Annotated in this window: 22 protein-coding genes; 8 read left to right on the forward strand and 14 right to left on the reverse strand. The window is 61.1% G+C overall.

What is annotated here, in order from left to right:
- Nucleotides 1-14 precede the first annotated feature (14 nt).
- From AB4O08_RS05705 to AB4O08_RS05715, 3 genes are all read left to right on the forward strand, one after another.
- Nucleotides 15-1,265 carry an OprD family porin gene (locus tag AB4O08_RS05705; RefSeq protein ID WP_047541414.1) on the forward strand — a complete coding sequence of 417 codons (1,251 nt, stop codon included), beginning with the start codon at nt 15-17 and terminating at the stop codon, nt 1,263-1,265.
- Between the two features lie 90 nt (nt 1,266-1,355).
- Entirely contained in the window at nt 1,356-2,858 is a 1,503-nt protein-coding gene (locus AB4O08_RS05710) for a M91 family zinc metallopeptidase (RefSeq protein ID WP_256454756.1), read from the forward strand.
- A gap of 118 nt (nt 2,859-2,976) precedes the next feature.
- The gene (locus AB4O08_RS05715; RefSeq protein ID WP_021492377.1) at nt 2,977-3,876 is read left to right on the forward strand and encodes a polysaccharide deacetylase family protein; all 900 of its coding nucleotides are present in this window, start codon (nt 2,977-2,979) and stop codon (nt 3,874-3,876) included.
- Between the two features lie 133 nt (nt 3,877-4,009).
- Here the strand turns inward: AB4O08_RS05715 and pcaC are convergent, their stop codons facing one another.
- The 11 genes from pcaC to pcaR all read right to left on the reverse strand — a co-directional run bounded on the left by pcaC (nt 4,010) and on the right by pcaR (nt 14,704).
- Nucleotides 4,010-4,408 carry a 4-carboxymuconolactone decarboxylase gene (gene pcaC / locus AB4O08_RS05720; protein WP_010212318.1) on the reverse strand — a complete coding sequence of 133 codons (399 nt, stop codon included), beginning with the start codon at nt 4,406-4,408 and terminating at the stop codon, nt 4,010-4,012.
- Between the two features lie 10 nt (nt 4,409-4,418).
- A complete protein-coding gene (gene pcaD / locus AB4O08_RS05725) occupies nt 4,419-5,210 on the reverse strand; it encodes a 3-oxoadipate enol-lactonase (RefSeq protein WP_137206105.1) in 792 nt (263 codons plus the stop codon).
- A 10-nt stretch (nt 5,211-5,220) separates the two neighbouring features.
- Nucleotides 5,221-6,576 (reverse strand): 3-carboxy-cis,cis-muconate cycloisomerase, encoded by a 1,356-nt coding sequence (locus tag AB4O08_RS05730; protein ID WP_042570688.1) that lies wholly within the window; start codon nt 6,574-6,576, stop codon nt 5,221-5,223.
- A gap of 10 nt (nt 6,577-6,586) precedes the next feature.
- On the reverse strand, nt 6,587-7,882 hold the full coding sequence (locus AB4O08_RS05735; protein WP_010212323.1) for an MFS family transporter: 1,296 nt from the start codon (nt 7,880-7,882) through the stop codon (nt 6,587-6,589).
- Nucleotides 7,883-8,019: 137 nt separating this feature from the next.
- Nucleotides 8,020-8,586, reverse strand: a complete 567-nt coding sequence (gene pcaG, locus AB4O08_RS05740) for a protocatechuate 3,4-dioxygenase subunit alpha (protein WP_021492379.1) — start codon at nt 8,584-8,586, stop codon at nt 8,020-8,022.
- A 1-nt stretch (nt 8,587) separates the two neighbouring features.
- Nucleotides 8,588-9,292: a protocatechuate 3,4-dioxygenase subunit beta gene (gene pcaH, locus AB4O08_RS05745; RefSeq protein WP_010212326.1), complete on the reverse strand. Its 705-nt coding sequence runs from the start codon at nt 9,290-9,292 to the stop codon at nt 8,588-8,590.
- A gap of 17 nt (nt 9,293-9,309) precedes the next feature.
- The gene (pcaF, locus tag AB4O08_RS05750) at nt 9,310-10,515 is read right to left on the reverse strand and encodes a 3-oxoadipyl-CoA thiolase (RefSeq protein WP_175439626.1); all 1,206 of its coding nucleotides are present in this window, start codon (nt 10,513-10,515) and stop codon (nt 9,310-9,312) included.
- Nucleotides 10,512-11,294, reverse strand: a complete 783-nt coding sequence (locus AB4O08_RS05755; RefSeq protein ID WP_175439627.1) for a CoA-transferase subunit beta — start codon at nt 11,292-11,294, stop codon at nt 10,512-10,514. Before AB4O08_RS05755 ends, pcaF begins: the two co-directional genes overlap by 4 nt.
- Nucleotides 11,291-12,148 carry a CoA transferase subunit A gene (locus tag AB4O08_RS05760; protein WP_010212331.1) on the reverse strand — a complete coding sequence of 286 codons (858 nt, stop codon included), beginning with the start codon at nt 12,146-12,148 and terminating at the stop codon, nt 11,291-11,293. Before AB4O08_RS05760 ends, AB4O08_RS05755 begins: the two co-directional genes overlap by 4 nt.
- 227 nt (nt 12,149-12,375) lie before the next feature.
- Nucleotides 12,376-13,716: a 4-hydroxybenzoate transporter PcaK gene (locus tag AB4O08_RS05765; protein ID WP_010212334.1), complete on the reverse strand. Its 1,341-nt coding sequence runs from the start codon at nt 13,714-13,716 to the stop codon at nt 12,376-12,378.
- A 145-nt stretch (nt 13,717-13,861) separates the two neighbouring features.
- Complete coding sequence (pcaR, locus tag AB4O08_RS05770) at nt 13,862-14,704, reverse strand: pca regulon transcriptional regulator PcaR (RefSeq protein WP_010212335.1); 843 nt, start codon at nt 14,702-14,704, stop codon at nt 13,862-13,864.
- 547 nt (nt 14,705-15,251) lie between these two features.
- Between pcaR and AB4O08_RS05775 the strand changes: the two genes are divergently transcribed.
- Nucleotides 15,252-15,452, forward strand: coding sequence for a hypothetical protein (locus AB4O08_RS05775; RefSeq protein WP_003189295.1), 201 nt, complete (start codon nt 15,252-15,254; stop codon nt 15,450-15,452).
- A gap of 313 nt (nt 15,453-15,765) precedes the next feature.
- Entirely contained in the window at nt 15,766-17,241 is a 1,476-nt protein-coding gene (locus tag AB4O08_RS05780; RefSeq protein WP_010212339.1) for an inorganic phosphate transporter, read from the forward strand.
- A gap of 169 nt (nt 17,242-17,410) precedes the next feature.
- On the opposite strand, the gene ccoM is transcribed toward AB4O08_RS05780, so the two are convergent.
- A complete protein-coding gene (gene ccoM, locus AB4O08_RS05785; RefSeq protein ID WP_010212341.1) occupies nt 17,411-17,527 on the reverse strand; it encodes a cytochrome c oxidase subunit CcoM in 117 nt (38 codons plus the stop codon).
- 143 nt (nt 17,528-17,670) lie between these two features.
- The gene (locus AB4O08_RS05790) at nt 17,671-17,832 is read right to left on the reverse strand and encodes a hypothetical protein (RefSeq protein WP_010212343.1); all 162 of its coding nucleotides are present in this window, start codon (nt 17,830-17,832) and stop codon (nt 17,671-17,673) included.
- Between the two features lie 131 nt (nt 17,833-17,963).
- Here AB4O08_RS05790 and AB4O08_RS05795 point away from each other — a divergent pair, with 131 nt between their 5' ends.
- The 3 genes from AB4O08_RS05795 (at nt 17,964) to AB4O08_RS05805 (ending at nt 20,569) form a co-directional block, all read left to right on the forward strand.
- Nucleotides 17,964-18,830 carry a LysR substrate-binding domain-containing protein gene (locus AB4O08_RS05795; protein ID WP_010212345.1) on the forward strand — a complete coding sequence of 289 codons (867 nt, stop codon included), beginning with the start codon at nt 17,964-17,966 and terminating at the stop codon, nt 18,828-18,830.
- Between the two features lie 90 nt (nt 18,831-18,920).
- Nucleotides 18,921-19,391, forward strand: a complete 471-nt coding sequence (locus tag AB4O08_RS05800) for a RidA family protein (RefSeq protein ID WP_010212347.1) — start codon at nt 18,921-18,923, stop codon at nt 19,389-19,391.
- Nucleotides 19,388-20,569, forward strand: coding sequence for an aminotransferase class V-fold PLP-dependent enzyme (locus AB4O08_RS05805; protein ID WP_042570686.1), 1,182 nt, complete (start codon nt 19,388-19,390; stop codon nt 20,567-20,569). The genes AB4O08_RS05800 and AB4O08_RS05805 overlap by 4 nt, the downstream gene beginning before the upstream one ends.
- Here AB4O08_RS05805 and AB4O08_RS05810 read toward each other — a convergent pair.
- Nucleotides 20,566-20,907: a hypothetical protein gene (locus AB4O08_RS05810; protein ID WP_010212350.1), complete on the reverse strand. Its 342-nt coding sequence runs from the start codon at nt 20,905-20,907 to the stop codon at nt 20,566-20,568. The genes AB4O08_RS05805 and AB4O08_RS05810 overlap by 4 nt on opposite strands.
- Between the last annotated feature and the right edge of the window lie 29 nt (nt 20,908-20,936).

A 20,936-nucleotide genomic window follows, 5' to 3' on the forward strand; every position in this document is an offset into this window, starting at 1 on the left:
CAGGTCCTTTCGCCATGAGCACTTTCCACCCGCGCCGGCTGCTGCTGGCAACCGCTGTCGCCAGTCTCGCCCTGCCCGTCGTCGCCGAAGAACACGGTTTTCTCGAAGACGCCAGCGCCAACCTCAACCTGCGCAATTTCTTCTTCAACCGCAATTACACCAACCCCACCAAGGCCCAGGGGGGTGCGCAGGAGTGGACCCAGAGCTTCATCCTCGACGCCAAGTCCGGCTTTACCCAGGGCACTGTAGGTTTCGGCGTGGATGTGCTGGGGTTGTATTCGTTGAAGCTCGATGGCGGACGCGGCACCGGGGGCACCCAACTGCTGCCGTTGGATCATGATGGCCGCCCTGCGGATGAATTCGGGCGCCTGGGCGTGGCGTTCAAGGCGCGCATTTCCAAGACGGAAGTGAAGGTCGGCGAGTGGATGCCGGTGCTGCCGATCCTGCGCTCAGACGACGGCCGCTCCCTGCCGCAAACCCTGCGCGGCGGCCAGATCACCTCCAAAGAAATCGATGGCCTGACCCTCTACGGCGGCCAGTTTCGTGCCAACAGCCCGCGGGACGACAGCAGCATGAACGACCTGTCGATGTTCGGTAAAACCGCGTTCACCTCCGATCGTTTCAACTTCCAGGGCGCCGAGTACGCGTTCAACGACAAGCGCACCCAGATCGGCCTGTGGAATGCCCAGCTCAAAGACATCTACAGCCAGCAGTTCATCAACCTGATCCACAGCCAACCGCTGGGCAACTGGACCCTGGGCGCCAACCTCGGTTTTTTCTACGGCAAGGACGACGGCAGCGCCCGCGCCGGCGAGCTGGACAACAAGACCTGGTCGGGCCTGTTCTCCGCCAAGTACGGCGGCAACACCTTCTACCTCGGCCTGCAGAAACTCACCGGCAACAGCGCCTGGATGCGCGTTAACGGAACCAGCGGCGGCACCCTGGCCAACGACAGCTACAACGCCAGCTACGACAACGCCCAGGAGAAATCCTGGCAAGTACGCCACGACTACAACTTCGCCGCCCTCGGTGTGCCGGGCCTGACCCTGATGAACCGCTACATCAGCGGCACCAACGTGCACACCGGCACCGTCACAGACGGCAAGGAATGGGGCCGCGAAAGCGAACTGGGCTACACCGTGCAAAGTGGCAGCCTGAAAAACCTGACGGTGCGCCTGCGTAATTCCAGCATGCGCCGTGACTACAGCAACAATGAGTTCGATGAAAACCGGTTGATCGTCAGTTACCCGATCAGCCTGCTGTAAGACCGAATTACATTTCTGGAGGAACCATCTGAAGCGTCAGGACAATTCCAGGAGACAGGGTCAATACCAGGCCCCCTATAGGGATTACACATGGACGTTTCAAACCGTATTGCACACGCTCAACCCAACCTGCCTGCCGGGGCGCACAGTTCGACGACTGCGCGCCCTACAGCCTTCAACAATAGCCACTATGGCCTTGTATTACGCCCCCGCCCGGTACTCACGCCCGACAACCCGGTCCAAGCTCACCGACACCCCTTTCTGGATGACGGCAATTTAAAAGCCAGCGGCCAGTCGGTGTGGGAGCAAGACAACTCCTTCAGCCTGAACAACAGTCTGATCCTTGAAACCGGCGACAAGGCCGACCGGGTCCATATCAGCCAGACGTACTCCGGCCAACTGGATGTTCGGATCAACGGCCAGTTATATCGTTTTGACAGTCAGGATAAAGACGGTAAAGCACTCACCTTTCATCTCAAGACCCACGGCGGTAACGACAACATCCGCATCGACGCCAACGTGACGCAACCCGTCATCGTGGAGGCTGGCGACGGCAATGACCGTGTGCAGGCCGGCGCGGGCTACACCCGCCTGTTCGGTGGTAAAGGCGACGATGTGCTGCGCCTGGGTAGCGGCCTTGGCTATGCCGAAGGTAACGACGGTGACGACACACTCATCGGCGGTACGGGCGACAACGTGATGTACGGCAACAACGGCAATGACCGCCTCTACGCCGGTGCGGGTGCAAAAAGCAAAACCAGCTACCTGGATGGCGGTAACGGTAAGGATTTACTGTACGCGGGCAACGGTCATACCGTGTTGCATGGAGGGCCCGGTGACGATCGCTTGATCGGCCACGATCGCAGCACGTTCTACACCGGCAGTGGCTGCGACAGGGTGATTGCCAATCGCCCTGGCGACCGGATCTACGCTCAAGCGGGCGATACGATCAAGCGCCTCAACGGCTCGGTGTTGACCACCGTCACAACCGACCAGTCGTCGCTTGTAGGTTTTCGCATCAAGGGCTCTGCCGATTTTATTCAAAGGGTCGAAGACGATCTGGCCTTGCTGCGCAGTTCCCCCCAGGGCAAACAGATGCTGGCCGAGATGAATGCGATCGCCCTACGTAACGGCGCACCGGTGATGCTTGTGGAGGATCGGGTCGACGTGGGTAGCGGCTACGTTTATGGCAGTCAGGAACTTAAGGCATTGCTGCAATACGAACGGCCCCCCGTGGTGGGGGACGACCCCAAGTGGGGGTTTATGGTCGACGGTGTGCCGGGGTCTCGGGCTGACCGGGCTGAAATCATCTACAACCGTTCCGCCCTGAACGTACTGGGTGCCAGCACGTACTCACCGATCACGACGCTCTATCACGAAATGGTTCATGCCTATAACGCTGGTAACGGCACGGCTTTATCGGGCTCGACCACTGAAACATTCGAGGGCGAGCAACACGATGTCCCCAACAGCGAACGTCAGGCCGTAGGGCTGCCCACCACGCCCGCGACCACCCCCAACCCCAAACCCTTCACTGAAAACGCCTTGCTTGAAGAGATGGGCAAGCCACTGCGCACACAATACGTGGGCTGACCCCTAGCGATGCTCGTTTGTCAGCCTGTAACCTCCCACCGCCCATCTTGCTGTATGGTGCGCGCCTGCCGCTGCTGATCCACCCCGCAGCGGCCTTCCATTCGAGCCCGCGCACACCATGAAATCCTTCGCCATCGCATCCGCCATGCTGACCCTGGCCTTGAGCCTCAGCGGTTGCATTGGCTCGCCCATCGCCCTGACGCCAGAGACCGAACAGCGCCTGCAAACCCAGGCGCCGATCCGCTTCCTGCTGACCTTCGATGACGGCCCGAGTGCGTCGGGCTACAACAACCCGAGCCGGTCGGTGATAGCCGACCTGGCGCAGAACCCGGTCCTGCCGCAGATCAAGGCGGTGTTCTTCCTGCAGACCGAAGCGGCTCGCTCCGGCGGCAGCTCACGGGGTCGCAAGACCATGGAGCGCGAGTATGCGGCCGGTCACATCCTGGCCTTCCACACCGCCACGGGGTTTCACACCAACCACCGCTGGCTGAACGACGCGGAACTGGAAAGCACCCTCACCCGAGGCGCGGCCGATATTGCCGCGATCACCGGCAGCCTGCCGGTGCTGGTGCGCCCGCCGTTCTGGAATTACGACCGCCGCACCTTCGCCGCCTATCAGCGCCATGGCATGCACGTGCTGCTCACGGATTTAAGTGCCAATGACGGCAAGATCTGGGGCTTCAACGGCAGCCCGCGCAGGCGCGCCAATCTGTATCGACAGTTGTCGGTAGTGCGCGAGCGCATTGCGTTGGGTGAGTTGCCGACGGTGGACGGTGTGATACCGGTGGTGGTGACCTTCCACGACATCAACCGCTACACCGCGCGGCATATGCAGGAGTACCTGCAGATCCTGCTGGACAGCGCCCGGATCAACGGCCTGAAGACGTCCGCGGAGCCCTTCTACACCGACACGGCCCAGCTTCAGCGCGCGGCGCTGGCGCGTACGGTCAAGGATGTGAGTGAAGAGGTGCATCTGCCTGGCGTGTGGAATTGGGTGTGGGACGCCGACTCCCACTGATGTTTAAAACCCGGTAAAGACTAGCGGTGGGAGCAGGCTTGCTCGCGAATGCGATGTGTCAGTCAGCACAGGTATTAACTGAACCACCGCTTTCGCGAGCAAGCCCGCTCCCACGTTTTGACCGTATTTCAACTCAGTCAGCCTGGCGCGACTCGACGCCCAGCTCATCCCACACCGATTCCGCCAGGTGAAACGTCGCGTTCGCTGCCGGGATCCCGCAGTAGATCGCGCTCTGCATCAGCACTTCCTTGATCTCGGCGCGGGTGACGCCATTGCTCGCGGCGGCGCGCAGGTGCAGCTTGAGTTCTTCACTGCGGTTCATGCCGATCAGCATCGCGATGGTGATCAGGCTACGGGTGTGCCGGGGCAGACCGGGACGGGTCCAGATGTCACCCCAGGCATGGCGGGTGATCATTTCCTGGAACTCGCTGTTGAATTCGGTCAGAGCATTGAGGCTGCGGTCGACATGGGCGTCGCCCAGCACTTCGCGGCGCACCTGCAGGCCCTCGGCATAACGTTGTTTCTCGTCCACGAAAAGCTCCTCAGTGGCCCAACAAGAATTCAATGACGCAGTCGCTGAATGCCGCACCGGCCTGCACATTGGACAAGTGCGCCGCATAGAACTCGGCGTACTCGGCGCCCTGTACATGGTTCTGGATAAAGTGGCTGCCCGCAGGCGGTGTGACGGCATCTTCAGTGCCGGCAATGACCAGGGTCGGTACTGTGATCGAAGCCAGTTGCTCGCGGAAATCCGCGTCACGTACCGCTGCACAATTGGCCGCATAACCTTCGGGCGACGTGGCCGCCAGCATGTCGGTGATCTGCTTGGCCTGGTACGGGTTGGCGGCCGCAAAGTCCGCGGTGAACCAGCGTGCAATCGATGCATCGCGCAGCGCTACCATCGCCGCTGCGCCATCACGCAGCACCATTTCAATGCGCGGGTTCCACACGTCGGGCGTGCCGATCTTGGCGGCGGTGTTGCACACCACCAGGCGCTGCAAACGCTGCCCGGCATTGATACCAAGCCATTGGCCAATCAGGCCGCCCATGGACAGCCCGCAAAAATGCGCGCGTTGGATATCCAGTGCGTCCAGCAGCGCGATCACATCCTGACCGAGTTGCTCAATGCTGTAGGGGCCTGGGGTAACCAGGGATTTGCCATGGCCACGGGTATCGAAACGCAGCACGCGAAAATGCTGGGTGAAGGCCGGGATCTGGAGGTCCCACATGTGCAGGTCGGTGCCCAGCGAGTTGGAGAGCACCAGTACTGGCGCACCCTCAGGCCCGTCCAATTGGTAATGCAGTTCGCCCTCGGCGAGTTGTACAAATGCCACGGTGGTCTCCTCAAGCAAAGTGTTCGGCTACGGCGCGGGTGACCCAGGTGTGGGCCTGGCCCAGGTAGTGGGCAGGATCAAGCAAACGGTCCAGCTCAATCGCGGACAGTTCGGCGGTGACTTGCGGCTCGTCCGCCAGGACCGCACGCAGGTGACGCCCCTCTGCGACGGCACGCTTGCAGCACTGCTCCAGCAGATGGTGGGCGGTTTCGCGACCGAGGCGCTGGGCAAGCACGATGCTGACGGCCTCGGCCAGTACCAGGCCGTGGGTCAGGTCGAGGTTTTGCGCCATGCGCTGCGGATCGACTTCCAGGCCTTCGCTCACCAGCAACGCCTGATGTAAAGCGCCGGACACCAAACGGCAGATCTCCGGCAGGGTTTCCCATTCCGCATGCCACAGGCCCAGGCTGCGTTCGTGCTCTTGGGGCATGGCGCTGAACATCGTCGAGACCAGGCCCGGCACTCGGGTAGCGGCGCTGATCAGCACGGCCGCACCCACCGGGTTGCGCTTGTGCGGCATGGTGGACGAGCCGCCCTTGCCCGGAGCCGACGGCTCGAACACCTCGGCAGCTTCGGTCTGCATCAACAAACTGATATCACGGCCCAATTTGCCCAGGCTGCCGGCGATCAGGCCGAGCACGCTGGCGAACTCTACCAAGCGATCCCGTTGGGTGTGCCAGGGTTGCTCGGGCAAGCTCAGTTGCAACTCAGCCGCCAGCGCTTCGGCCACCGGCATGGCCTGCTCACCAAGCGCTGCCAGGGTTCCGGATGCGCCGCCGAATTGCAGCACCAGCAAGCGCGGTTTCAGCGCCGTCAGGCGCTGGCGGTTGCGGGTAACCGCGCCCAGCCAGCCGGCGATTTTCATCCCCAGGGTGACCGGCGTTGCATGCTGCAACCAGGTACGCCCGGCCAAAGGCACGTCGGCATATCGCTGGGCCTGGGCGGCAAGCCTATCCCCCAGGTGCACCAAATCCGCCTCGATCAACTCCACCGCCCGCCGCAGTTGCAGCACCAGGCCGGTGTCCATCACATCCTGGCTGGTCGCCCCCAGATGCACGTAGCGCTCAGCCCCGGCATCTTCACTGGCAATCAACTTGCCCAACGCCTTCACCAGCGGAATCGCCGAATTACCCGCGGTGGCAATCGCCGCGCCGAGGGCATCCACGTCGTACAACGAGGCCAGGCACGCCTGGGCAATCGGTGCGACGGCGGCCTGGGGAATCACCCCGACCTGGGCCTGGGCCCGGGCCAAGCCCGCTTCAACATCCAGCATGCCCTGCAAGCGTCCCTGGTCGCAGAACACCTCGGCCATGCTGCCCGCCGTGAAGTAAGCGTCGAACAATTGATTGCTCGTGCGCAAAGTCATAACGCGTCCCTTATAGATCGTGGTGCAAGTACTCCGCCTGTTTCGGCAGACGCAAGCTGAACAGGAAGGCCACCGCCATCATGCCGGTGACGTACCAGTAGAAGGTGTTTTCCATGCCCATGGATTTGAGGCCCAGGGCCACGTATTCCGCCGAACCACCGAAGATCGCGTTGGCCACCGCGTAGGCCAGGCCTACCCCCAGGGCACGCACGTGAGGCGGGAACATTTCCGCTTTCACCAAGCCGCTGATGGAGGTGTAGAAACTCACAATGGCCAGGGCCAGGGAGATCAACACAAAGGCCAGGAATGGGTTGGTGACGGTTTTCAAGGTCAGCAGAATCGGCACCGTGCACAGGGTGCCGAGGGCGCCGAACCAGAGCATCGAGTTACGACGGCCGATCTTGTCCGAGAGCATGCCAAACAGCGGCTGCATGCACATGTACACAAACAGCGCGCCGGTCATGATGTAGCTGGCGGTCTTGGCGTGCATGCCGGCCGTGTTCACCAGGTATTTCTGCATGTACGTGGTAAAGGTGTAGAAAATCAGCGAGCCGCCGGCGGTGTAGCCGAGCACCGTGATAAACGCCGCCTTGTGGTTGCGGAACAACGCAGCCACGCTGCCGGCGTCCTTGTCCTGGCGGGTTTCCTTGCTGGTGGTTTCCTTGAGGGTGCGACGCAGCAGCAGGGAGATCACCGCCGCAATGGCGCCGATCACGAACGGAATCCGCCAGCCCCAGGCGCGCAATTCTTCTTCGGTGAGGATCTGTTGCAAGATCACCACCACCAAAACCGCCAGCAGTTGCCCGCCGATCAGGGTTACGTACTGGAACGAGGCGAAGAAGCCGCGCTGGCCCTTGAGTGCGACTTCACTCATGTAGGTCGCGGTGGTGCCGTATTCGCCACCCACCGACAAGCCCTGGAACAGCCGCGCCACCAACAGCAACGCCGGGGCCCAGGCGCCGATGTCTTTGTAGGTGGGCAGGAAGGCGATCACCAGGGAACCGGCGCACATCATCAGCACCGAGATCATCATCGAGTTCTTGCGCCCGTGCTTGTCGGCCACCCGGCCAAACAGCCAGCCGCCGATCGGGCGCATCAGGAAGCCGGCGGCGAACACGCCGGCGGTGTTGAGCAGTTGGACCGTGGGGTCGTCCGACGGGAAGAACGCCGGCGCAAAGTAAATGGCGCAGAAGGCATAGACGTAGAAGTCGAACCATTCGACGAGGTTGCCGGAGGATGCCCCTACGATCGCAAAAATCCGTTTGCTGCGTTCTTCTCCGGTGTAGTGGCTCGTTGTTGTTGTCATGTTTTTTCACTCAGTGGGAACGGTTATAGCCTAGACATACTTTGCAACAACCATGTCATGCAAGCGGACTTTTGGATATGTGTTGCCTGGTAGAGCCCTATCGGTGGGCTTTCCTCCGATAGGGCCCTAAGGTCAACTCAATAATCGAAGAACACCGTTTCCTTCTCTGTCCCCTGCAAAATCACATTCCACTGATACACCCCCGCCGCATCCTGCTGGGCAATCAAGGTACTGCGACGCTCGGCTGGCACACATGCCAGCAACGGGTCATCACCGTTCAGCGCCTCGCCCTCGAAATAAATCCGCGTCAGCAGGTGTTTCACCAAACCCCGGGCAAACACCAGCACCACCAGGTGCGGCGCCTGGGTAGTGCCCTTCAAGCCCGGCACGGCACCCGGCTTGATGGTGGTAAAGCGAAACCGCCCTTCGGCGTCCACCGGCACCCGGCCGAAACCTTCGAAGTTAGGATCGACGGCTTTGTCCTGCTCGTCTTCCGGATGGTCATATTTGCCGGCGGCATTGGCCTGCCAGACTTCGAGCATGGCGTCATTGACGACATCACCGTTGCCATCCACCACTTGCCCGCTGATCGCCACGCGTTCGCCGAGGGTGGCGCTCACGGTCAGGTCTTCGCGGTTCAGCCAGGTCAGGCCGATGTGGTAGTACGGCCCGACGGTGTGGGACGTGGTCGCGTTGAGTGTCATCTCATTTCTCCATCGGCGTGGCGTCGCGGCCGCGCAGGACGATGTCCCAGCGGTAGCCGAGGGCATAGGAAGGAATGGTTTTTTCCAGGTCGAAACGAGCGATCAAGCGTTCCTTGGCCGAGGTGTCCGGAACGCAGTTGTAGATCGGGTCGTATTCCAGCAGCGGGTCGCCGGGGAAGTACATCTGTGTGACCAGTCGCGTCAGCACACTCGGGCCGAACAGCGAAAAGTGGATATGCGCCGGGCGCCACGCGTTGTGGTGGTTTCCCCACGGGTAGGCGCCGGGCTTGATGGTCTGGAACTGGTACCAGCCATCGGCGTCGGTGACGGTGCGACCGGTGCCGGTGAAGTTCGGGTCCAGCGGCGCGTCGTGCAGGTCGCGCTTGTGGTTGTAGCGGCCGGCAGCGTTGGCCTGCCAGATTTCCACCAGAATGCCCGGCACCGGCAAACCGTTTTCGTCCAGTACGCGGCCATGAATGATGATGCGTTCGCCTTGAGGCTCGCCGTCATGCTGGGCAGTGAGGTCGTTGTCCTTGGCGTTGACACGCTCGGCGCCGATGGTCGGGCCGGTGATTTCCGACAAGGAATGGGGCAGGAACACCAACGGCTGGGACGGCGAACGCAGGTTCGTCGACTGGTAGGCCGGGTGCAGGTAATCAGGTTGAGTGCCCGCTTGCGGGCGCCGGTATCCAGGCTTGTCACTCATGGTGCAGTCCTCTCTTATTAGATGCGTTCAATCGCCAGGGCCAAGCCTTGGCCGACGCCCACGCACATGGTCGCCAGGCCTTTGCTGCCGCCGGTTTTTTCGAGTTGGTGCAGGGCTGTCAGCACCAGACGCGCGCCGCTCATGCCCAGCGGGTGGCCGAGGGCGATGGCGCCGCCGTTCGGGTTGACCTGGGGTGCGTCGTCAGCGATGCCCAGTTCACGCAGCACGGCCAGGCCTTGGCTGGCGAAGGCTTCGTTGAGTTCGATGACGTCAAAATCGGTGACCGCCAGGCCGAGGCGCTCGACCAGCTTGCGCACGGCCGGCACCGGGCCGATGCCCATCACTCGCGGTGCGACACCGGCGCTGGCCATGCCCAATACACGGGCGCGGGCGGTCAGGCCGTGTTTCTTGACGGCTTCGGCGGAGGCCAGGATCAGCGCCGCCGCACCGTCGTTCACGCCCGAGGCATTGCCGGCGGTGACGGTCTTGTCGGGGCCATTGACCGGTTTGAGCTTGGTCAGGGCTTCCAGGGTGGTGTCCGCGCGCGGGTGTTCATCCTGTTCGACGACGGTTTCGCCTTTTTTATGGGCGACCCGTACCGGCACAATTTCTTCGGCGAAAAAGCCAGCGGCCTGGGCCGCTGCGGTGCGTTGCTGGCTGCGCAGGGCAAAGGCGTCCTGGTCGGCGCGGGACACGTGGTAATCGTCGGCGACATTATCGGCGGTCTGCGGCATGGCATCCACGCCGTACTGCGCCTTCATCAACGGGTTGATAAAACGCCAGCCGATGGTGGTGTCCTCCAGCTTCATAGTGCGCGAAAACGCTGCGTCGGCCTTGCCCATCACGAACGGCGCGCGGGACATCGACTCGACGCCACCGGCAATCGCCAGCTCCATTTCGCCGCTGGCGATGGCGCGGAAGGCGGTACCGATCGCGTCCATGCCCGAGGCGCACAAGCGGTTGAGGGTCACGCCGGGAATGCTTTCCGGCAGGCCCGCCAGCAACAGCGCCATGCGCGCCACGTTGCGGTTGTCTTCACCGGCCTGGTTGGCGCAGCCGAGGAAAACCTCGTCGACTGCCGTCCAATCCACCGAAGGATTGCGCTCAATCAGCGCCTTGATCGGCAACGCAGCCAGGTCATCGGCACGCACGGTGGACAGGCCACCGCCGAAACGACCGATGGGAGTGCGGATGGCATCACAGATAAATACATCGCGCATCAGGCTTCTCCCGGCGCTTGGCCATGGGCGGCCGCGGTGCGTGCTTCAAGGTCACGCAGGGCGGTCAGCTCTACGTCTGTCGGTTCGGCGGTGGTGTCGACCTGGTCGGCAAAACGAATCGCCCAACCGGTGGCGGCCACCACTTGCTCACGGGTCACGCCAGGGTGCAACGCGGTGACCACAAATTCATGGGTGCCCGCTTCCGGCTCCATGATGCACAGGTCGGTAATGATCCCTACAGGCCCCGCCCCTGGCAGACCCAGGCGTTTGCGCGAATCGCCGCCTTCGCCATGGCCGACCGAGGTGATGAAGTCGAGCTTGTCGACAAACGAACGCGCCGACTGCTTGAGGATGATCAGCACGCTCTTGGCCGAACCGGCGATTTCCGGCGCGCCACCGGCACCCGGCAGGCGTACTTTAGGCTGATGATAGTCACCGACCACGGTAGTGTTGATGTTGCCGAAACGATCGACCTGGGCCGCGCCGAGAAAGCCCACGTCGATGCGCCCGCCTTGCAGCCAATAGCGAAAGATCTCACCGGTCGGTACGACGGTGTCGGCGGTTTCCGCCAGCTCGCCATCACCGATGGACAGTGGCAGTACCGACGGCTTGGCGCCAATCGGGCCAGACTCGTAGATCAACACCACGTCTGGCGACGAGGTCAGGCGCGCCAAGTTGGCCGCCTTGGACGGCAGGCCGATGCCGACAAAGCACACGGAACCGTTCTTGAGGCGGCGCGCAGCAGCGACGGTCATCATTTCATTGGTCGAGTAAGCCATTATTTGGCCTCCTGCGCGGTGGCCAGCTTGGCCTGGAATTCGGTGAAGTCGGCAGTGCCGTGGATGTATTCGTTGATCCAGGCGGTGAAAGTCCCACGGTCGCGGGCGATCGGGTCCCACGCCTGGTAGAAGCGGTTATCACGCTCGTTGTAGCCATGGGCGTAGGACGGATGCGCGCCACCCGGCACATGGCACACCGCGGTCAGCGCCCAGGTCGGCAGCACGCAGCTGTTCATCGGCGCATTCAGGTCATCGACAATTTCTTCAACGGTGACGATGCAGCGCTTGGCGGCCAGGGCCGCTTCTTTCTGCACACCGAGAATGCCCCACAGCAACACATTGCCCTTGCGGTCGGCCTTTTGTGCGTGGATTACGGTGACATCCGGACGCACCGACGGCACCGCCGCCAGCACTTCGCCCGTGAACGGGCAGGTGACGGTCTTGATCAGCGGGTTGACCTTGGGCAAGTCGGAGCCGGCGTAGGCGCGCAGTACCGCGAACGGCAGGCCCGAGGCACCGGCGACGTAGGCATTGGCCAGGTCGGCATGGCTGTGTTCTTCGATTTCCAGCGGTTGCGGCCATTGCTTCTCGACCGCGTCCCGCAGGCGATGCAGGGAGCCCACGCCAGGGTTTCCGCCCCAGGAGAAAATCAGCTTGCGGGCGCAGCCGGCACCGATCAACTGGTCGTAGATCAGGTCAGGCGTCATACGCACCAGCGTCAGGTCTTTCTTGCCCTGACGAATGATTTCATGACCCGCTGCCGTAGGGATCAGATGGGTGAAGCCTTCCAGTGCGACGGTGTCGCCGTCGTTCACAAATTGCTTCACCGCGTCACGCAGCGCGAGGATTTCAGCCATGGGGTTCGGGCTCCCGGTATGGATCGAAAAAGGCGCTGAGGTGGCGCCGAAGTGCTTGAAGATTAAGCCGGGGAAATGGGCCAAACAATCCGATAATCGACTCAGCGTTCGATTATCGAACGGATTGTTGCCTGGCTAATCATCTGGAGGAACGCGGTAAATGTGGGAGCTAGCTTGCCTGCAACAGCATCGCCGGCCAGCCAGCTCCCACAGGGGCAGCGGTATCCTCAGGTAGCGTCGGCGTGGCTGACCATGCCTTTGATGACGACAGCGGCGGTTGCCAACGCAGCGGGGATCACCAACGCCGTTAGCACTTGTTCGAAGTTCCAGCCCAGGCCCAGTAAGGTCGCCCCCATCCAGGCGCCGAGAATCGCGCCGAAGCGACCGATGCCAAGCATCCACGACACGCCCGTGGCGCGGCCCTGGGTCGGATAGAAACGTGCAGCCAATGAAGGCATTGCCGACTGGGCACCGTTGACGCACATCCCGGCAATCAGCACCAGGGTTGCCAGTAGGGTGATATTGCCCAGGCTCTGGCCTACCGCGTAGGCAAACACCCCGGCCAGCAGGTAGAAGCTGCCGATGACCTTGTGCGGATTGAACCTGTCCATCGCCCAGCCCACGCCCACCGCACTCAGCACGCCACCAAACTGGAACAAGGCGCCGATGAATGCGGCCTGTTCCAGGCTGGCCCCGCTGTCACGCATCAGGGTCGGCAACCAACTGGTGAGCAGATAGACGATCACCAAGCCCATGAAGTAGGTGAGCCACAGCAGCAACGTACCGGCGCTGTAGGTGCCGGAGAAGATCACCGCAAACACGTTGCGTGCCTTGACGGTTTTTTGCTCGGGTACGCTGAAGCTGGTGGCTTGGCCGACGATAACGGGATCAATGGGAGACAGGGTTTTGCGCACCTTGTCGGTGCCGCGATTGCGTACCACCAGGTAGCGTGCCGACTCCGGTAGCCACAGCATCAGCACCACCACCAGGATCAATGGCAGGATGCCGCCGATCAGCAACAAGGCATGCCAGCCAAACGCCGGGATCAACTTGGCCGAGATAAACCCGCCACCGGCCATGCCCAGGTTGAAGCCGCAGAACATACTGGTCACCAACAGCGACTTGTGGCGTTCCGGCGTGTATTCGGACAGCAGCGTCGTGGCATTCGGCATGCCGGCGCCCAGCCCCAGTCCAGTGAGAAAACGCAGCACCAACAACTGATCGACGTTGCTGCTGTAGGCGGACGCCAAGCTGAACGCGCCAAACACCAGTACCGCGCCCACCAGCACCACTTTACGGCCGAAGCGGTCGGCCAATGGTCCGGAACCCAGGGCACCAAACACCATGCCGATCAACGCGGCACTCATCACCGGGCCGAGGCTGGCGCGGTCGATGCCCCAGTCCTGAGACAGCGCCGGCGCGATAAAGCCCATGGCGGCGGTGTCGAGGCCATCGAGGAACACAATCAGGAAACACAGGATCACCACGCGCCACTGATAACGTGACAGTGGCTGAGCGTTGATGAAGGACTGAACGTCCAACGGGGTACCGACAGAAGGCTGATTCATTGTTTTTATTTCCACACCGATGGCGGGCTGACGACCTGGGGTCGTCATTATTATTGGTGCGCTTGAACAGCGCTGCCGCACATTAATAAGCCGGGGGAAACACCGTCAATTGAGCAAACCGGGATCTGTGCGGTGACCGAACAGCTTAGGCGAACAGTTGCGCGCTCAACTCACGGCTGGCGCTGAGCATGTTCGGCAGGAAGCGCTGTTCCAGCTCACTGCGGCTGACGCGTCCGGCATGGGTGCTGACGTTCAGCGCGGCCAGCACCTGACCCGATGCGTCATACACCGGCACCGCGATGGATCGCAGGCCTTGCTCCAACTCCTGGTCGACGATGCACCAGCCCTGCTGACGCACTTGTTGCAGGCATTCGAACAGCGCCGCGGGTGTGGTCAGGGTGCGGCTGGTCTTGGTTTGCAGGTCGGCATGGTCGAGGTAATCCTGCAGCGAGGCGTCGTCCAGCGCGGCAAGCAGGATGCGTCCCATGGACGTGCAATAGGCCGGCAGGCGCCCACCCACCGACAGGTCTACGGAAATCAGGCGCTGGGTAGTGGCCGAACGGGCAATGTACAGAATGTCGTCGCCTTCGAGGGTGGCCATGTTGCAGGCTTCGTGGAGCTGCTCGCTCATGCGGTCCAGATAGGGCTGGGCCGACACGGCCAACGGCGTGGAAGACAAATAGGCATGGCCGAGGGTCAGGACTTTGGGCAGCAGCGAATAGGTCCGCCCGTCGGTAGTGGCGTAGCCGAGCTTGATCAGGGTATGCAGGCAACGTCGCACGGCGGCGCGGGGGATTTCCGTGCGGTGGCTGATCTGGGCGATGGTGAGGTGGCGCTTGCGTTCCTGGAATGCCTGCACCACGGCCAAGCCGCGGGCCAGGGACGTCATGAAGTCCGGATCACCGGTAAATGCCTGGATACGCTTGGCCGGAGAGGCAACGATCGGCGGCGCTACTGACGCGAAAGAGTTGCGCAATTGATCGTTCATATCGGGATCCTTTCTCTTATTGTCGACCGCAAGGGAGGTTCGGCTGCTATTACAAGCCGCGTCAGCCGGGATGCACAAGGCAGCGCTGACAACATTGTGCGATTATCGGACGATCATTCGATTATCGCAATTTTCCGGTTCGCGCCGTAGGCCAGCCCGCAGGATTGGGTAAAAGCAAACGGTGCTTATTAACCTGTTAAGTTGGGTAGAATTTATGACGCCAGAATTCACGCAATTACCCGCGCGACGGTGTAACAAAACGCTCACACAAAGTTGACGGTTTTTAACTTTAAGCTGATAGTGTTATTCGAACGCGCCGCTATAATGTGCGCTATGCGCAGGTTCACCTGGTTTGTTTATCAGGTCGGGACCACGCCAGATGATGCACCCGCTGTGCATGGTCGAAACTACATGCCTTGAATGCCCCCACTAAACAAGTGGCCGCGTGTGCTTATTCCAAACTTGAACGTTTCAACTTGGAACACGCGAGGACGCATGCCGGCATAAAGCTGCAACGTATTAACACTCAACTCAATTAGGTAGCAATGTGACGAAAGATGAACTGCGCGCGGAACTTGAGCGCCAGGAGCAACGTTACAAGGACGTTTACGGCGGGGAAGTCACCACCTACGCCGCCCAGCCTGAGCCTGAACGCAAACCCTGGCGCAAGCGAGCCAGCCTGCTCGACCAGGCATTTGCCCAGGAAATCCAAAAGATTGAACAAGAGCTGAAAACCGAAGAGCCATAAGCGATCCGGTCTGAGCCACAAGGTTCTGCCTCGGCTGCCGGCACATAGCCAGCAGCCGGCAACCTTGAATCCCACCACCACCGGTAAAATTTCATACAAATGTTTCAGGCGTGACGTTTTTGTGACAAAACCCCGCCCTGAGGCCTCTGCGCTTTATAAATCAAAGACTTGCCAAAGCCCCGAAAACCCTGGGATGCACGCCTTTCACGGTGTTTTTTTCGGTGAAGATTGTTACCGATGAGCAGCTAGTGCATCGATTACTGAGGTTTTCTGGCATAATCGCGCCCCCTTACGACCGGGTCAGAAAACCTTCATGATCGATTTATTCAGCGGACTGGATGCTTGGGTTCTCGTGAGCCTGTTGCTCGCCCTGGCCTTTGTCCTCGCCTTCGAGTTCATCAATGGCTTTCATGACACCGCTAACGCGGTGGCCACAGTCATCTATACCAAAGCCATGCCGCCGCACTTGGCCGTGTTCTTCTCCGGGGTGTTCAACTTCCTCGGCGTGTTGCTCGGTGGTGTCGGCGTCGCCTACGCCATCGTGCACTTGCTGCCGGTGGAGTTGCTGATCAATGTGAACACCGGCCATGGCTTGGCGATGGTCTTCTCTTTATTGGCGGCGGCGATCACCTGGAACCTGGGCACCTGGTACTTCGGTATCCCGGCTTCCAGCTCCCACACCCTGATCGGTTCGATCCTCGGTGTCGGCCTGGCCAATGCCCTGATCAACGATATTCCCCTGGCTGACGGTGTGAACTGGCAGAAAGCCGTGGATATCGGCGCCTCGCTGGTGTTCTCGCCAATGGCCGGCTTCCTGGTCGCAGCCCTGGTGCTGATCGGCCTGAAGTGGTGGCGTCCGCTGTCGAAGATGCACAAGACCCCGGACCAGCGCCGCAAGCTCGACGACAAGAAACACCCGCCGTTCTGGAACCGCTTGGTACTGGTGATTTCCGCCATGGCCGTGAGTTTCGTACACGGTTCCAACGACGGCCAGAAAGGCATCGGCCTGATCATGCTGGTGCTGATCGGTATCGTACCGGCGCAGTTCGTCCTCGACCTGGGCAGCACCACATACCAGATCGAACGTACCCGCGATGCGACCGTGCATCTGAGCCAGTTCTACCAGCGCAATAACGCCACGCTCGGTGAGTTCCTGGCCCTGGGCAAAAGCGTGAAAAATGATCTGCCGGGCAAGTTCCAGTGCAACCCGCAACAGACCGAGCCCACCATCAACGCGCTGGTCGACACCTTGAAAGGCGTGTCCGACTATCATTCGCTGACCTCTGACCAGCGTATTGAAGTGCGTCGCTATTTGCTCTGCCTGGATGACACCGCGAAAAAAGTCGGCAAGCTGCCAGGCTTGGATGCACGTGAAAAGTCCGACCTCGACAAGCTGCGCAAAGACTTGACCGCCACCACCGAGTACGCCCCGTTCTGGGTCATCCTCGCCGTTGCACTGGCCCTGGGCCTGGGCACCATGGTGGGCTGGAAGCGCGTCGTACTGACCATCGGTGAGAAGATCGGCAAGCAAGGCATGACCTATGCCCAGGGCATGTCGGCGCAGATCACCACCGCGACCATGATTGGCTTCGCCAACATCTTTGCGCTGCCGGTCTCCACCACCCACGTGCTGTCTTCCGGCGTGGCCGGCACCATGGTCGCGAATAAAAGCGGTCTGCAAGGTGGCACGGTGAAGACCATCCTGATGGCCTGGGTCCTGACCCTTCCGGCCACCGTGGCCTTGTCGGCCGGGTTGTTCTGGTTGGCATCCAAAGCGCTGGGTAGTTGATAACCTGCCTGTCATAAAAAAGGTGCGATCCGCGAGGATCGCACCTTTTTTTATGTTCGTACTTCTGCAGAAGCCGGCTCCTACAGGAAATGGCGTTAATTCGAACGCAAAAAAAAGGGCGACCGAAGTCGCCCAAAATGCCTTGCGTGCTCATGTAATCTGGAAAGACCTATGGTTTTTTACGCTTGTTCGCGTCTTTCCAGATAAAAATTCCAAATCCTACAAAAAACATCACCATGAGGCTTACAGTCAGCACTCCGGCAAACACCACATTATCGATAAACATGACCGGCCTCCTGTGCTTGCCCTGTTGCGATAGGGCTAAGTTAATGGAGAACGCGGATTGGAAAATTGACGGGGATCAATGTTGCCCGCGACGGGGCATAAAGAAGGGCAATAACTGACCTGCATCAGCAGATGCAGGCTGTTTCAACGCTTTTTTGGTTTGTTCTTCGGTTTTTTCTTCACTTTGCTGAGCGGCATTGCCTGTTCGAATGCCTGGCGCACTTCATTCAGGCGCTTGTCATTGAGGTCATGCACGCGCTTGGCACGTTCGGCATTCAGGTCGATCAGCTTGTCGTCTTCACTCATGGCTTGGCTTACGTCGTGGAGGGAATGGCCCAATAATGCGGGCTCAAGCGGCCAACGGCAAATCAGCGGGCGACAAAAGGCAAGGCATCGCACAAAATCGAGGCCTTTCCCAAACCCGGAGACGCCCTCAGGTGGCACTGCACAAGGACCTTCCGCCGTTGCTGGCACTGCGTGCCTTTGAAGCCGTGGCGCGGCATCTGAGTTTTATCAAGGCCGCCAGCGAGTTGTCGGTGACCCAGAGCGCCCTCAGCCACCAGGTGCAAAAACTTGAGCAGCACCTGGGCAAACCACTGTTTATCCGACGCACCCGCGCGATCGATCTGACCGCCGACGGCCAACAGTACTACGACGAAATCCGCCCTGCCCTCGATGCCATCGCTGCCGCCACTCGCACCCAACGGGTTGCCCCCCGCGCCACTGTCTTGCGCATCGGCTTGTTGGCCTCCTTTGCCACGCTGTGGCTGGCGCCGCGTCTGGCCGGGTTTCTAACCCGTTACCCGCATATCCAGGTTGAGTTGTTGCCGTCTATTCAACTGGCCAACGTCGCTGCGGCCGAGGTCGACCTCGCCATCCGATACGGCAAGGGAGATTGGCCTGATGTCCAGGCCACGCGACTGATGCAGGAAGTCATCTCCCCGGTGTGCAGCCCTACATTCAAAGCCATGCAGGACAGCCCACTATTAATGGCCACTTCGCACCGGCCGTTCGAGTGGACCGACTGGTCCGCGCACTACCAGGTCGACCTCGCCCACCACCCCCGCGTGATGCTGCACGACTACAACATCGTGGTCGAAGCCGCCGTGGCTGGCCAAGGTATCGCGATGGGCCGGCATCGCCTGATCGAACGCCGGCTGCAGGACGGCAGCCTGGTGGAGGCCTTCGACTGGCCGCCCTATCACAGCGACATCGGCTATTGGCTCATCGCTCCCCAGGGCAGCACCAACGAAGCCGCCGCGTGCTTCAGCCGGTGGCTGAAGGAAGTCTGCGCCGACGGGTGAGTTATTTCGATACGTTGCGTGAGATCTATCCGTTTGTCGCTCACCCAGGCAACGCACATGCTGAAACCTCCTGAACAGAGAGGATTGATCATGAGCGACTCCATCCGCCAACGCGTGCAAGCCTTGGGCCTCACGCTGCCCACCCCCAGCCAGCCGATTGCCAACTACGTCAATCATGTCATCAGCCAGAACCAGCTGTTCGTCTCCGGGCAGATTCCGCTGGTAGATGGCAAACCAGCCTACGTCGGCCGCTTGGGCGAGTCCGTCAGCGATGAAGAAGGCGCACACGCGGCGGAACTGGCAGCCCTGGGCCTGCTGGGCCAATTGAGCGATGCCTTGGGTGATGACTTGTCACGCCTGGTACGCACCGTGCGCCTGGGTGTGTTTATCGCCAGCAGCGCTGATTTCAAACAACAAAGCGTGGTCGCCAACGGCGCGTCCAATCTACTGGTCAACGCACTGGGCGAAAAAGGCCGACATGTGCGCACCGCCGTGGGTGTTTCAAGCCTGCCGGCCGGCGTGGCGGTGGAGGTTGATGCCATTTTCGAGCTGCGTCCGTGAGCCCGCTCGAAGTCCAGCGCCTGCGAGATGACACGCCGGGTTGCCAATCCGGCATCGTGCACTTCAACCCTGCCGGCGCCTCCCTGCCCAGCCAGGCAACCCTCGATGCGATCATCGAACACCTGCAACGCGAAGCCCGGGACGGCCCGATGGAAGCCGGTGAACATGGCGCCGTGCTGGTGGAAAAAGCCCGTCGCGCCGCCGCGCAATTGCTCAACGCCCCCGCTTCATCAATCGCGTTTGCCAGCAGTGGCTCGACCGCCTGGAGCCTGGCGTTTCAGGCCTTGGGGCCTTGGCAGGCGGGCGATCGTATTCTGGTGGGCCGCCATGAATGGGGTGGCAATCTGGCCAGCATGGAGCTGGCTGTACAAGCCGGTGCCCGAGTGGAAACCATCCCCTGCGATGACAGCGGCGCGGTCTGCCCGCTGGCGCTGGAATCGATGATCGATACACACGTCAAGCTGATCGACCTCACTTGGCTCCCGGCCAATGGCGGCCTGATCAACCCCGCCCAGGCCATCGGTGAAGTGGCGAGACGTCATGCCATCCCCTACTTCATCGACGCCGGCCAAGCCGTCGGCCAGGTGCCCGTGGATGTGCAGGCGTTGCAGTGCGACGTGCTCAAGTCGGCCGGACGCAAACACCTGCGCGGCCCACGGGGCACCGCACTGCTGTATGTGCGGCCGGATTTTCTTGAACAGTTGAACCCGGCCCAGCGTGACGTATTTTCAGCGCCATGGACTGCCCGGGGGTTTGACCTGCGCAATGACGCCCGTCGCTTCGAAACCAGCGAGACCTCCTTCGCCTTACTGGCTGGCCTGGGCAACGCATTGCAAGAGATGAATCGTCTGGGCATCGAGCGCGTCTGGGAAAGGGTGTCGCAAACCGCCGAGCAAATCCGCGACGCATTGCGTGGGATTGCGGGTATTACCCTGCATGACCTGGGCACCCATCAATCAGGCTTGATCGCCTTCAACCTGGCGGGGTGGGATGCCTTCGAACTGAAACGGCGACTGGGCTTGAAGCGCATCAATATCGGCGCCAACGGCGTGGCCTACACGCCACTGGATATGCAGGCGCGGGGCCTGGAAAGCGTGGCGCGGGTCTCGGTCAGCCCGCTCAACACCGAGCACGATATCGAGTTGTTGATCGCGGCCCTGCGCGAGTTGTGCGACTAAACCTCGACGTCCACCCACAAGCCCTGGCGCGGGGCATCTTCGATCAGCGGCACCACCGGCACGGTGTTGTCGGCATTGAGCACATCCCCCGGAATGGCCAGGTGCTGCTCCGGGTCTTCATCGGCCTCACGCCGGCGTTTCTGTTGTTCCTGCTGGCGGCGTTGTTCTTCGCGCAGCAAAAAGGTCGACGTCTCGGCGTCGCCTTTTTTCAGGTCGATGGTGCTCTCGTTGGAGCCGGGTTGAACTGGCACCACGGGCGGGATATCCGGCTTCTGTCGCACCGGATCGAGTTGTGACGTGACCGGCACAACGCTGACGGGCAGCATGGGTGGCAGCATAGTGATTATTCTCCTGATCAACAGGCTGT

Source organism: Pseudomonas sp. H3_E07 (assembly GCF_054668895.1).